The 13,209-nt window shown below is 68.0% G+C and carries 11 protein-coding genes and 2 pseudogenes; 10 read left to right on the top strand and 3 right to left on the bottom strand.

Translation table 11 applies throughout. The features are described from left to right. The first annotated feature begins 116 nt into the window (after positions 1–116). The 5 genes from LGI35_RS01650 (at position 117) to LGI35_RS01630 (ending at position 4,281) form a co-directional block, all read left to right on the top strand. Complete coding sequence (locus LGI35_RS01650) at positions 117–1,295, top strand: helix-turn-helix domain-containing protein (RefSeq protein ID WP_227291794.1); 1,179 nt, start codon at positions 117–119, stop codon at positions 1,293–1,295. A gap of 134 nt (positions 1,296–1,429) precedes the next feature. Further along, a complete protein-coding gene (locus LGI35_RS01645) occupies positions 1,430–1,720 on the top strand; it encodes a DUF6415 family natural product biosynthesis protein (RefSeq protein ID WP_264484657.1) in 291 nt (96 codons plus the stop codon). A 354-nt stretch (positions 1,721–2,074) separates the two neighbouring features. Continuing rightward, complete coding sequence (locus LGI35_RS01640; protein ID WP_376693455.1) at positions 2,075–3,178, top strand: radical SAM protein; 1,104 nt, start codon at positions 2,075–2,077, stop codon at positions 3,176–3,178. Next, a complete protein-coding gene (locus tag LGI35_RS01635) occupies positions 3,175–3,387 on the top strand; it encodes a hypothetical protein (RefSeq protein WP_227291792.1) in 213 nt (70 codons plus the stop codon). Before LGI35_RS01640 ends, LGI35_RS01635 begins: the two co-directional genes overlap by 4 nt. An 84-nt stretch (positions 3,388–3,471) precedes the next feature. Beyond that, on the top strand, positions 3,472–4,281 hold the full coding sequence (locus LGI35_RS01630) for a phosphotransferase family protein (RefSeq protein WP_227291791.1): 810 nt from the start codon (positions 3,472–3,474) through the stop codon (positions 4,279–4,281). 1 nt (position 4,282) lies between these two features. Here LGI35_RS01630 and LGI35_RS46005 read toward each other — a convergent pair whose 3' ends face one another. Together LGI35_RS46005 and LGI35_RS46515 are read right to left on the bottom strand one after the other, a co-directional pair. Continuing rightward, positions 4,283–4,426: a helix-turn-helix domain-containing protein gene (locus LGI35_RS46005; protein WP_264484656.1), complete on the bottom strand. Its 144-nt coding sequence runs from the start codon at positions 4,424–4,426 to the stop codon at positions 4,283–4,285. Between the two features lie 377 nt (positions 4,427–4,803). Then, a pseudogene (locus LGI35_RS46515) lies at positions 4,804–5,121 on the bottom strand (hypothetical protein); the annotation flags it as partial. Between LGI35_RS46515 and LGI35_RS01615 the strand changes: the two are divergent. Further along, on the top strand, positions 5,039–5,251 hold the full coding sequence (locus LGI35_RS01615; RefSeq protein WP_227300768.1) for a hypothetical protein: 213 nt from the start codon (positions 5,039–5,041) through the stop codon (positions 5,249–5,251). The pseudogene LGI35_RS46515 and the gene LGI35_RS01615 overlap by 83 nt on opposite strands. 175 nt (positions 5,252–5,426) lie before the next feature. Then, a complete protein-coding gene (locus LGI35_RS01610; protein ID WP_227291789.1) occupies positions 5,427–5,654 on the top strand; it encodes a DUF6458 family protein in 228 nt (75 codons plus the stop codon). Positions 5,655–5,934: 280 nt separating this feature from the next. Here LGI35_RS01610 and LGI35_RS01605 read toward each other — a convergent pair whose 3' ends face one another. Further along, positions 5,935–6,165 (bottom strand): cytochrome P450, encoded by a 231-nt coding sequence (locus LGI35_RS01605; RefSeq protein ID WP_227291788.1) that lies wholly within the window; start codon positions 6,163–6,165, stop codon positions 5,935–5,937. A gap of 1,018 nt (positions 6,166–7,183) precedes the next feature. Here LGI35_RS01605 and LGI35_RS01600 point away from each other — a divergent pair. From LGI35_RS01600 to LGI35_RS01590, 3 genes and pseudogenes are all read left to right on the top strand, one after another. Beyond that, positions 7,184–7,598, top strand: a pseudogene (locus tag LGI35_RS01600) (transposase family protein); the annotation flags it as partial. A gap of 14 nt (positions 7,599–7,612) precedes the next feature. Continuing rightward, positions 7,613–8,716, top strand: coding sequence for a winged helix-turn-helix domain-containing protein (locus tag LGI35_RS01595; RefSeq protein WP_227291787.1), 1,104 nt, complete (start codon positions 7,613–7,615; stop codon positions 8,714–8,716). A 574-nt stretch (positions 8,717–9,290) separates the two neighbouring features. Next, a complete protein-coding gene (locus tag LGI35_RS01590) occupies positions 9,291–12,911 on the top strand; it encodes a S8 family serine peptidase (protein WP_227291786.1) in 3,621 nt (1,206 codons plus the stop codon). The last annotated feature ends 298 nt before the right edge of the window (positions 12,912–13,209 follow it).

The raw sequence follows: 13,209 nt of genomic DNA, 5'->3' as shown, positions 1-13,209 counted from the left end.
GCACCGTTGATCACATGCAACCGGCCCCGTCCGGAGGGGAACGAGGGCGATCACGGGTCCTGCGCCATGGAGCGCGGGTACCGTTCCAGGTGGTGAGCCAGGAACGGAGTTCCAGTATGCCCAGAGACGACCACGCAGGGGCCCGCATCGCGGAAGCCCGCAAGCTCGGTGGATATACGCAACGCGGATTCGCCCCGTTGATCGGCTTCTCCTACAGCCTGCTCCACCAAGTCGAAGGCGGCCACAAGCCGGCGTCTCCTGACTTCATTGCGGCATGCGCCAGGGCACTGCACATCGATGTCACAGCCCTGACAGGACAGCCGTACATGACCGAGCTGCAACAGGATCGCCTCGCTGAGCTGATCCGCCCCATCCGCGAGTCACTCGACCTGTACGACCTCGGCGCCGATCCCGACGTCACGCCCCGCTCAGCGGGCGAACTCATCGCCGGCGCGGACCTGTTGTGCCAGCACATGAGGGCGGCCAAGCTCACCGCCGCGGCCAAGAGCCTGCCCCGCCTGGTCACCGAACTGACGACCGCCGTTCACCTCCACCCGACCACCGATCTGTGGCGCGCCCTCGCCTCCACGTATCGCAGCGCCCACGACATCGCCGTCAAGCTCGGTTTCTACGACCTGTCCACCATCGCCCTCGACCGCATGGACTGGGCTGCACAGCGCGCGTCCGATCCTCTTCTGGCCGCGGTCCGCCAGTACATGCGAGGTCTCGTCTACTTCCGCGAGGGCGAGCACACCATCGGCTTGCGCCTGGTCGCCGCCGGCCATCTCGTTCTCGGTCAGGCCGACGAGAGCACCGAGTCCCTAGCCGTGGCCGGGCAACTCCATCTCGGCGCTACGGTGATCGCCGCCCGGGCGCGTGACGCAGGGCTGGTGGATACGCATCTCACCGAGGCGCGGCGGATCGCTAAGCGGACCGGGGACGCGTCCGCGGTGCACTGGCTGTCCTTCGGGCCCGTGAACGTGGCAGTGCACGAAGTGTCTGCGTTGGGCGAGCTCCGCCAGTACGGGCAGGCCGTCGAGAAGGCTCGCAGGGTGAAGATGCCCAACACGTGGGCGACGTCCAGGCGGGCGCACTTCTACATCGACCGGGCCCGTTCCGAAATGGAGATCGGGCGGTGTGAGGCCGCGCTGAAGTCCCTGGTCCGGGCGCGGGAGGCCGCACCGCAGCAGACGCGGTATCACCCCGCTGCACGCGAGACGATCCAAGGGCTCGTCCACCAGCAGCGCAGCACGCCCGACGCCCTCGGATACATGGCGGCATGGGTCGGCCTGTGAGCTGTCACTGAGGAGTGACAGTTAGGCCCCTCGCTAGTCGCGACGCTGGTCACACAGCGAATCCGCGACGACGGCGGGGGCCGAGTATGAGCAGTCCCAGAGGAACGGTGCTTCCAACACCCACGATCTGTGAGGTGATTGAGGAAGCGCTGTCCGCGCCCCGTGACTATCCCACCCCGGAGCGGTTGCGGTACCTGTACGCGGCAGCACGGCTGGCGATCCAGAGGCTGACGCCGATCGTGGCCGCTCAGGTCGAGGACGCAGCGCCCGGACCGGAGCGCGCATCCCGGGAGCTAGCGGTCGACGAGGCCGAGGCGATCGTGCGCGAGGGTCTGAGCCCGAGCCCGCTCGCCGCGTCCCTCACGATCAGCGCACTCGGACGCGCACTGTGGGGCCTCCACCAGTTCGCCGGCGGTGAGCGGTGATCTGCGAGGGCGTGCGGTTCTGCTGGACGTGCCAGAAGGCGATCCGGCCTGGCGAGCAGACGCGGAAGACTGACGTGTTCAGCGCGTCCGGGCCCGGCGCCACGGTTGAGTTCCACGCCCCGCGGTGCCCAACCACTCCACCCCCGTACCAGCGGACGCCTGTACCGCGCAGTCACTAGACCCCCGCAGCCGGGTGCTTGGAGCTGATGGTCGGCGGGACAGGGCGGGCCGCCCGATGGCGAGCAGTAGGGGCGGCCCGCCCAACACGTACCGCCCACCACTTGTGCTGGCCCGTCCGGCGAACCCCCACTCCGTCGCATCTGCCCGCACCGCCCCTCCGCGAAAGGAAGGCTCGTGCACCGACTGATCGCCAGCCCGTTCCTCAAGGACTACCTTCTCCTGCACCCCGGTCATCCCTCCGGCGTCCGTATCCCTGAGCCCCGCTACAACGAGCTCCGCGCCCTCACCGAGCCGGACGCCCTCCCGGTCTGGTTGCACGACGCCGCCCGCCAGGCATGGGGGCTGGATCGCCCCCAGCCCGAGGACCTCTTCGTCCGCGAGCGCTCCCGGTACGGGTACGCGAAAGCATCCTGGGAGATCAACCTCGGCTGCGACTACGACTGCGAGTTCTGCTACCTCGGAGAGAAGCGGTTCGAGGGCCTCGACTGGGAAGGCAAACAGCAGCTGCTCCGCACGATGCGTGACGCCGGCGTTCTGTGGCTACAGATCACGGGCGGCGAAGCCCTCATCGACCGAGAGTTCGGCGCGGCCTACGAGTACGCCCACCAGCTGGGCATGATGGTGCAGGTCTCCTCGAACGGCTCGTCCCTGCGGAAGGCTCCGATCCGTGAGCTGTTCGCCCGGCACCGCCCGTACCGGCTCACCCTCAGCGTGTACGGGGCGACCGCAGAGACCTACGAGAAGCTCACCCGGAACCGCGGCTCGTTCGGCAGGTTCCTCGAGGGCCTGGACGCCGCCCGTACCGATGGGCTCCCGGTCCGGCTGAACGTGATCGTGTCGGACGACAACGCCCACGAGGTCGACGCCATGGTCGCCCTGTGCCAGAAGTACGGCTTCTCGCATCAGGTGTTCACGAACATGTCGCCGACGATCGACGGCGAGGCCAACCCCCTTGCCACACAGGCGGAGAGCCACATCACTCCGCGGAGCATCTTCACAGGATGCAACGCGGGCCACACCTTCTTCCACGTCAACCCGCACGGCATCGCATCGGTCTGCAAGGTCGGCCGCGACCCGAGCGTCAATCTCATTACCGAGGGTCTGGACGCCCTTCCCCGACTCGGCCAGATCGCCGAGTCCCTACAGCTCCGCACCGGTGGATGCTCCGGCTGCACAATGGTCGGCACGTGCCGAACGTGCCGACCGCTGGCCAAGCTCTACCAGGAGGCGGGGGATCGACGAGAGCTCTACTGCCAACACGGAGGTTACGGATCATGACACCGCCCACCGCCACCATCGCCCCGCCGCGTGAGCCCGTGATGCTCACCATCAGCACCCGCCCGCCCGCGCACGCGACCGCTACCCTGCCGCTCCCGCTGACCGCCACGCCGATCTGCGCGGACGAGTTCCAGATCATCGCCGATCTCGACGTGGCCGCCGAGGGCGCTAGGTGCTCGTGCTCGGCTGGCGACGACCAGCCCTACTAGAACCGGCACCCTGCTCCACCGTGCCGCCCTGGCCCGTAGGCTGGCCGGGGCGGCATCATCCCCCCACTCTCTGAGGATCAGCGCGTGCCCATTCCCCGCATCGCCTTCGAGCAGCTCCCCGCCGACGCCCGCCGGGCCGTCGCCGACCAGACCGGCACCGTCCACCACACCGAGACGATGACCGGCGGCATGAACTCCAGCATCGCCTCCGTCCTGCACACCGGCAGCGGGCCCGTGTTCGTCAAGGGCATCCCCGCCGACCACCACCAGGTCGACGCGCAGCGCCGCGAAGCCGCCGTCGCCCCACACCTGCCCCCCTCCTGCCCCCGCCTTCACTGGCACATCGAGGCCGCCGGGTGGAGCCTGCTCGGATACGAGGTCGTCCACGGCAGGCACGCCGACTACGCGCCCGGCTCGGCCGACCTCGAGCTCGTCGAGGACGCGCTCACCGAGCTCCAGGCCGTGACCGCGCCAGCCGACCTCGATATCAAGGAAGCCGCAGACCGGTGGAAGAACTATGTCCCGCTGAACGTCCTCCACTACTTCCGCGGCACGGCGCTGCTCCACACCGACTTCGCCCCGGACAACATCTTGATCACCGGCGGCCGGGCCCGCCTCGTCGATTGGGCGTGGCCGACGCGTGGCGCTGCCTGGATCGATCCTGGGGCGCTGGCGCTGCGGCTCATGGAGGCTGGCCACTCGGTTGAGGATGCGCTCGGGTTCGCTGACCGGTTCCCGTCGTGGCACGACGCCGAGGCCGGGGCGCTTGCCGCGTTCGGGATGGCCTCGGCCGCCCTGTGGCACGAGATCTCCGAGCAGTCGCCGGCCGAGTGGAAGCAGGGGATGGCTCGCCACGCTGCCCTGCTGGCTGACCACTTGGCCGAGGGACGGTAGGTCAGACGAGGTCGCGGAGCGGGACGCCGATCCCGACGGCGATGCGGATCAGGTTGTCGAGGATCGGGCTCGCGTGGCCTTGCTCGATGCGGTTGATGCTCTGCCGGTCGAGGCCCGCCTGTTCCGCCAAGGTCTCCTGCGTCATGTTCGCGTGGATGCGCGCGGTTCGGATGCGCTCGCCGACGGCCCGCCGGCCGCCGAGGACGCGGGGAGAGGGCGGAGCGGGCGGCACCCGCTTAACGGATGCCGGATCATGATCGTCTGTCTGTATCGTCGACCGTACATTCTTGGATCAATGTTCGACCCAGGACGCAAAACCGTATGAAATAGAGCATAGGTTCGAGTGGTCTCGGTGGGGCGCCATTGCCAAACGGTGATCAAGACCCACCGATTACTTGCGCCGGACGCTAGCCCTCACGCACGTCGGGTGGCCCCAGCGATGCCCCATGAGCCGTCCCGCCCGCAGGCGGGACCTCACCCACTCACAGGCAGCCCGCCCCGACTCGCGCGCCGCGACCTTGATTACGCCCGCTCTGAGGACTTGGCGCAGCTCCCCGCCGCCGGTCTCATCCTTCTCATCGAACGCCTGCGTGGCCGACTGGACGACACCCTCACCCTGGTCGACGAAATCGCCGCGCCGCGAGCGGACTTACATGACTGAGCAACCTTGTCGTCCGTCAACACCTCGATGTATGTACGGTGTTCGAGCAGGGAGTGCACGGCCCGTTCGATACCGGGCGTCGCGTCGACCGCGTGCGTGGGCGACGACGAGCCCGCGACGGCGACCCAGCGCACGCCGTTCCACGGCTCGAGTCCCTGCGCGATGAGCTCGGGGAAGATCACGGCTTTCAGCCCGACGGTCACCAGGCCGCTGTCGACGCGCGCCAAGCTATTGATGAGCGTGCAGAGCCTCGCCGCGCTCCTGACATCGCTCCTCGTCATCGCCCGAGCGGTAAGCGTTCTGCACTGAACTCCCGCGACGCACCGAGGCGACGGACAAGGGCACCCGTGCCACGCCGTCTTCCTTCTCGCCAACGCGCTCGTCGTACACCTGGAGGGCTGAACTCCTGGCCCTCTTGTGTGACTTGACGGGACTGGGGTACCCGACGCGCACAGGACGTCACGATCGACTGGAGGCGAGATTCATGGGACTCGGCGGATGCATCATGCTGCTCGGCGCGGGGGCGGTACTCACCTTCGCGACCGACTGGCACATGGACGGGGTCAACCTCAAACTGGTCGGCCTGATCATGATGGCGGTGGGGCTCATCGGGGTCGTCACCTACAGCAGCATCGCCCGGCGACGGCGCATGGTGGTGCCGTCGGCCACCCCCGTGGTCGAGGAGGAACGCCACCACCACGGCGGCTACTAGGCGGCCGGACGCCCACTCTCAGGACGTGCGAGTGACGCGGTAGGTGTCCGGCAGCACGCTTACCTGCGTGATCGAGACCGATCCGCTCATCCAGGCACGCTTCGCGATCATCCACCGTTCGGGCACTTGGCGTCGGCGGCACAGCATTTTGTCCCCCTCACGTGCGCCGGGCGCTCGATTGCCGGTTCGCCGGCCTCGACCGGGCCCACTGTGCAGTCGTCGTCATACGCCGTGGTCAGTCTCCGTAGCGGGCTGCAGGGGAGAGCGGAGTCGCCTGCGCTCACTGCATGAGGATGCCAGGGCCAGCGCCTGCTCTCGCCCTGGACAGATCCGCGGCGGTGCCCCCGAAAGCGAGTGGTTCGACGACGCCGCCGGCATCGCTTGCGGCGGTCTCGAGCAGGACCAGATCGCCTTCGGCGATGTCCCGTCCGTCAATGCGGATGTCGCAGACCGCGATGCGACGCAGAGTGCGTACCGGCGGATCGCGGCGGAGCGTCTCGGTGAGCTGCACCTTGATCGGCTGGGTGCCGACGCCGGTCGCCGTGGCAGCGGTGCTGGTCTGCGGGGGAGTGTCAGTTGAGCATCTTGCCGATGCCCTGAATGCCGGAGGCGCCTTCGGTCGTGTGGGTGAGTCGCACGGCTCCAGGCGAGCCGTGCGCATCATCCCGTCTGCCCCTGCGTGGAGGGTCGGCGAGGAGCTGCATACCGGCGCTCTCGACAGCCGGGCAATATGCCTGCTAGCAAGTCGAGTTGTTGGGGTTCCGTATCGCGCATCGCGCGTCTGCCCGTCGTGGCATAAGGCTGTCTGCGCTACAACATCTGGTTCCGATGGGGCCCCGGTTCTTCCTGGGCTTGTGTGCTTTGGCGTGCGGATACGCGGTCCGGTGCCTGCCTGGCTGGCTTGCCAGGCCAGATCATCCATCGTGGCATCGAGTGTCCAGGCGGAAAGTGCTCCGGCCGTGGTGAGTTGCTTGACGCCGTGACGAGCTGGCTGTCCGTCAGCCCACAGCTGCGAGCCACCTGGCCGGCGTCTGCGGTGGCGTGTGCCCCGCCCGGGGAGGTGCGAGCGGTCAGCACCACCGCGGTCAGTTGCAGGCTGGAGCCGCGGTTGCGTAGCGCGAGTGTACGGGCCGTAGGGCCCAGTCGGCGGCGCGGGCCCGGCTGCGGCGTTCCGGCCCGGGGCTGAGCAGGGCTGCATCCAGCAGCTGAACGGTGGCCCTGTGCCCGGATGAGGGGGGCGGCCGGTGCAGCCAGTGGGACTGCTCCAGCTTGCGCCACCACACGCCCTCGCCGTTCAGGTGCATGCTGCGCAGGAGGCCGCGCGGGAGCAGGACAGGGCCGAAGCCGTCGGCGCGCAATGAGCATTGCAGGGTGAGTAGTCGCTCCTGTGGGTCAGTGGGGGAGGGGAGGGTCGCGGCGAGATAGGAAAGCATGTCGCCCACACGGTTCCGCGCTCGTGGCACTGGCACGTCCGAAGGTGCAGCTGGAGTGAGTCGAGGCGGGCGTGCCGGGCCAGATGGGTCAGAGCGGCGGACGGAGCTGGCGTCCCCCCGGCTGGCGTCGTGGCGGGCTGGCACTGCGGGCATACGAGTTCCGGGCCGCAGCACCCGCTGAAACCCATGGTCGAGGGTCACCAAACGAGACATGACCCCTACCGCGGACGCTACTTCAAGCCACAACGCCTTCACGGAGACAAGGCCTACGACATCCCTCACCTGCGGCGATGGCTCTGGGGCAAGCGCATCGGGGTCCGCATCGCCCGCAAGGGTGTCGAGTCCAGCGAACGATTAGGGCGCCGCAGGTGGGTGATCGACGATGTCGTGGCTGACGGGCTACCGCAGACTCAGCCCTCGTTACGAGCGCCAACCCGCCGACTACCTGGCCCTTCTCGGCCTCGCCGCAGCCCTCTGCTGTTACAAACGGCTCCTCAAACTCACCATGTAGGACATCGTCTTAGCATGTCGGTGGCTGGTGGGCTCAGCTTCGCCCTTGATCGCTACGATCTCGACCTGATTCGGCCTGACCTGAAGAACGACATTCCGAATGGAGCGCCACAGGCTGTCATGGTCTACCGCATACATTTCACGGTTCAGGATCTGGCCCGGACACGTGTGGCCGAGGCGCCGATGCCGCTGCATGAGCTGGAACTTGCAGCGCGAGCCCTGCAGAGTCGCAGCCAGCCCGCCTGGCTCGATGCCTGGCGACATCGTGCTCGCGCACAGCTGTCTGCGCAAGCTCGTATGGCCCTGGCCCTCATGCCTGCTGTGGGATATTCGCCAGGCTTCATAAGCCCTACCAAAGTGGGAGCTATTGAAGAACTTTTGGAACAGGTGCGCAGCACGCCTCGCGAGCGCGTAAGGAAGAGTCTGCTGGAAACAGCACATCGTCATCCCTCGCTACCTGGGTGGGCCCGCCGTCTAGCGGACGATGCATCTTTGTTTGCTGAGCTCTGCACAGGGCTCAGCCATCTCCACACCTGCCTGCTCGCTCCGTACTGGGCCCAGTTCACCGAACTCCTGGCGGTCGATCGGACTCTGCGCGCGCAGCAATGGCTCACCGGCGGTGTCGAGCAGCTGCTGACCCAGGCCAACCCCCAATGGATGCAGTGGAACTCGCCAGTTCTGGAAGTCCGAATGATGAGCGGCGCCGACCGGGATCTTTACCTGGACGGGGAAGGGTTCCTGCTCATCCCGTCGATGTTCTGCACACGCGCCATCGTCACTGACGGCCGGCCGGTCGCCGTGAGCTATCCCGTTAGCCCGGATCAGCGCCTCCGTGAGCTCACCGCCCTTGCTTCTTCGCCTGGCCAGGCAAGCCCCTCCGGTGCGTCGACGCTTCTGGGCCGTACGCGCACTACGGTGCTCACCACCATCGCGGAGCACCAAGGCTGTTCCACCAAGGAATTGGCTGCTCGCGCAGGTATCGCACCAGCGAGCGCAAGCGAACACGCAACCATTCTTCGCGAAGCCGGACTGATCCGCTCTCTCCGCCACCGGAACTCCATGCTTCACAGCCTCACCCCTCTCGGCCTGGTACTCCTCAATGGCTCAGCGGGAGGCTGAGGACGCGTCGGTGGCCGGTGCTGTGACGGTGCCGACCAGTGCCGGTGCCGCTCGTAGACGCGCAAACGCCTCCACTCGGCGGTGGGTTACTGCCCCACACGAAGCCCATGATGAGGACAAGAAGTCGCGATTCCCCGCGTGAAACAGACGGTCACATGCCTGTCGGGAATACGCGAGGTCTGTCAGCAGACCACGACAGCTTGATGTGATCCTTCCGGAATGTCGTCCTTCGGGCCAGGCCGAATCAGGTCGAGATCGTAGCGTTCGCAGGTGAGGGTGAGCGCACAGTCAGCAGGAGTCGACGGCGCACGGGTACCTGAGCAGCCACGAGTTGGTCATGCAGTCACATGACCGATGCAACCCTGGGCCCGGGTACGTGATCGACACATGAACCCCCAGGTGGTGGCGGAGGGTGCCCGACAACGTACGTGCTCTTGCGTTTCAGCTCACCCGAGGGGTCTCCTTGCCCAGCGTTCCCATTTCCCGGCCAGGGCCGATCGCGCTTGCCGCGGTCGCCGCTCTGACGATAGGGGTCATACCGGCCACCGCCGCGGTACCGGCGGACACCGGTTCCATGCCGTCCGTGGGTGCCGTTCACCAGCCGGCAGGAAGCGGCGGCACGCACAGCGTCACCCTGATCACCGGTGACAAGGTCACGATCGGCACCTCCGCCGACGGCACCGCCATCCGGTCCTTCGAAAGCCCGAAGGGAACCACCACCGGTTTCCACCGCTCAGTCATCGACGGCTCGACGTATGTCTACCCCGACGCCGCCCTGCCCTACGTCAGCGCGGGCAAGCTCGACAAGCAGCTGTTCAACGTGACGCAGCTGATCGCTGACGGCTACGACGACGCGCACGCCAAACGGCTGCCGCTCCTCGTCCGCTACACCGACGCCGCCGCCAAATCCCGGACCCGGCCGAAGGTGGCCGGCTCGACCGTCGCCCGCCAGCTGGACAGCATCCAGGGCGCGGCCCTCGGGCAGAAGCGCGAGCAGGCGTCGGCGTTCTGGTCCGCGCTCACCGGCGGTTCCGGCGCGGCGGCCCGATCGGCGAACCCGGCCTTCGAGGGTGGTATCGCCAAGGTCTGGCTCGACGGCAAGGTGAAGGCCGACCTGGCCGACTCGACCGCTCAGATCGGCGCGCGGCAGGTCTGGGAGCAGGGGGACACCGGCAAGGGCGTCAAGGTCGCAGTACTCGATACCGGTGTGGACACCGAACATCCCGACCTGGTCGGGAAGTTCGACGCCACCGCCAGCTTCGTGCCGGGCGAGCAGGAGATGACCGACTACGTCGGCCACGGCACCCACGTCGCCTCGACGATCGCCGGCACCGGCAGCGCCTCCGACGGAAAGGAGCGGGGCGTCGCCCCCGGTGCCCAGCTGGATGTCGGAAAGGTACTCAACGGCAGGGGCCAGGGGCAGGAGTCCTGGCTCATCGAGGGCATGGAATGGGCCGCCCGAGACCAGCAAGCCAAGATCATCAGCATGAGTTTGGGCAGCGCCGGCGACGGCACCGACCCGCTGAGCCAGGCGGTCAACCAGCTCAGCGCCGAGACCGGCGCCTTGTTCGTCGTCGCGGCGGGCAACGCCGGCCCGCACAACATCAGCAGCCCCGGTGCCGCGGACTCCGCGCTGACCGTCGGTGCCGTCGACTCGGCGGATCACCTCGCCGACTTCTCCAGCCAGGGACCGCGTAACGTCGACGGAGGGCTGAAGCCCGAAATCACCGCCCCCGGAGTCGACATCCTGGCCGCTCGCTCCAAGGACAGTTCGGCCGGCTCCGGCCACTACACGACGATGAGCGGCACGTCGATGGCGACGCCGCACGTCGCCGGTGCCGCCGCGCTGCTGGCCGCAGCCCACCCCGACTGGACCGGTCCGCAGCTGAAGGACGCGCTCGTCAGCAGCACCAAGGCCACCCCGTCGTACACCCCCTACCAGGCGGGCAGCGGACGGCTCGACGCCCTGGCGGCCGTGCACGCCCCCGTCTTCGCTTCCGCCAGCGCCTACTCCGGTTTCCACGCCTGGCCCACGAAGCCCGCACAGACCGACGTCCAGAAGGTGACGTACACCAATCCCGGCGATGCCCCGGTCAGTCTCGATCTGGCGGTCAACGCCGCCGTCGCGGCGGAGGCCTTCTCCCTCTCCGATGAACGGGTGACCATTGCCGCCCACAGCACCACCTCGGTGACTCTCACCGCGGCACTGGACCGTATACCGACCTTCCAGCCGGTCAGCGGCATGATCACCGGTACGGACAGTGCCGGAGTGGTCCGGGCGCGGACCCTGATCGGGGCCGTCAGGGAGGGGCCGCGGCACGACCTGACCATCGTCGCGAAGGACCGTTCAGGCAAGCCGCTCTCCGGCAGGGTCACCATCGTCTCGGAGCACAGCATGCCGACGGTGACGCTCGACGAGTCCGGCACCGGCACCGTGCACCGGCTGCCCACCGGTACCTACAGCGGATGGCTCATTGCCAATGTGGAGGGAGCCAACGGGCCGCACTCGCTGGGTCTGGCCCTGCTCCCCTTCACCGGCGCCCATTTGGAGAAGGACCGGACCATCACCCTGGACGCCCGGAAGGCTCGTCAGGTCCGGGCACACGTGCCGAAGGAGGCCACCGCGGTCCTGTCGCGGATGGACGTCAGCCAGTCGTTCGGCGGCAATTCGGCGGCTACCTCGTTCATGCCCGGTTCTGTCTCGGAGCAACAAGATGTCGACGCCTACGACAGCATCTGGGCTCTCCCGACCGGCGGGAAAGCCACTGACGGGTTCACGTTCGGCGCCCGCTTCCGACTTGAGCAGCCGGCGCTGACCGTAAGCAGGGGGTCGGAAAGCTACGACGATCTGCTGGTCAAGCGCGCGGCCAGGCCGCTGCCGGCCGGCACCCGAAAGCTGACGGCGGTCTTCGCCGGCGAGGGTACGACCAAGGACCTGGCCCGGAAGAATGTCCGCGGCAAGGCCGTGGTGGTACGGCGCAGCGACGCCATCGGAATCGAGGAGCAGGCCAAGACCGCCGCGGCGGCGGGCGCACAGGTGCTCCTGGTCGCAGGCGACGGCATCGGACGACTGCAGCCCTGGAACGAGCCGACCGACAGCACGCAGAGCCCGGCACCGCTGACGGTGGCGACGCTCAACGCCGACCAGGGCGGTGACCTGATCGACGCACTCCAGCAGGGAACAGCCACGCTGAAGGTCACCTCGCACCCCACCACCGACTACCTGTACGACGTGGTGCACCACTGGTCCGGCGCCGTTCCGGCAAAGCCGGCCTGGCGGGTGAAGCCGGGCGACCTGGCCCGGCTGGACGTCTCGTTCCGCAACTACCGGCCGGGCAAGGCGTACGAGTACCGCAACGACATCTCGGACGGCTGGGGCGGTACCTGGAGGGCCTTCCCGGCTCCCGCCCAGGGAGAGCGGACCGACTGGGTCACCGCGGACACGGACTGGGTGGACGACGCCGGAATCTACGGCGAGACCACGCAGGAGTCGCTCAACCCCCTCCACTACCCGGCAGGGAAGACCGACAAGGTCAGTTGGTTCGGCCCGATCCAGCGGCCCCGGATGAGTTCGTACATCAATCAGCCGACACGCTACGGCGACAACCTCGTCATCCGCGTGCCCGGTTGGGGGGACTCCGGGGCCGGCCATGTCGGCGACGCTTACAACAACTTCGACGTCCAGAACTGGGTGGGGCTCTACCAGGGTGATCACCAGCTCATGTGGGGCAACGCCGAGAAGGCGGTGGCGTTCGGGCTCGCCCCGGAGCGGCTGCCCTACCGGGTGGTGGTCGACAACGACCGTGGCGCCTGGGCCAACCCCTACTCGACGCACACGCTGACCGAGTGGAACTTCACCTCCGCAGCCGCTGAAGCCGACCCCCTACCGCTGATCCAGCTCGACTACGGCGTGGACACCGACAAGGCCGGCCGGGCAGACCGGCAGGCCCAGCTGACGGTGACCGCCTCCCACCTGTCCGGCACGACAGCCGCCATCGGCAAGCCCTCGCTCGAGGTCTCGTACGACGACGGGGCGACCTGGCAGAGGGCTGAGCTGAGCCACAAGAGTGACGGATGGCGGACGGCCCTGCACGCGCCGAGGTCCGCGCGCTTCGTCACGCTCCGGGTCAACGCCAAGGACAGCGCCGACAACAGCGTCTCGCAGACGATCACCCGGGCCTTCGGCCTGCGCTGACGTCACCTGAGGTAACAACCCCGCCGGGCGGGGCCGCAGCCGGCGGCCCCGCCCGGAACGACTTCTGTGGACCAGCTGCGTGCCAACAGCCCCCAGTACACCGGAGCAGCCGGCAAGCTGCTGACCACCCACCTGCTGAATACGCTGGGAGCGTTGCGTGAGATTCGTGACCGCATCGGCGGCATCCCCGGTCTGCCGCCGCCCCCGATTTGTCGGGCGCGACGCGGAACTGAGGCGTGTGGATGGACGCGCTGCGGCAACTGCCTGCACTCGTGCTGGTCGATGGTGAGGCAGGCAT

This window comes from Streptomyces longhuiensis (assembly GCF_020616555.1).
Classification (GTDB): Bacteria; Actinomycetota; Actinomycetes; order Streptomycetales; family Streptomycetaceae; genus Streptomyces; species Streptomyces longhuiensis.
The sequence above is the reverse complement of the archived record's forward strand: the minus strand, read 5'-3'. Positions and strand labels throughout refer to the sequence as shown.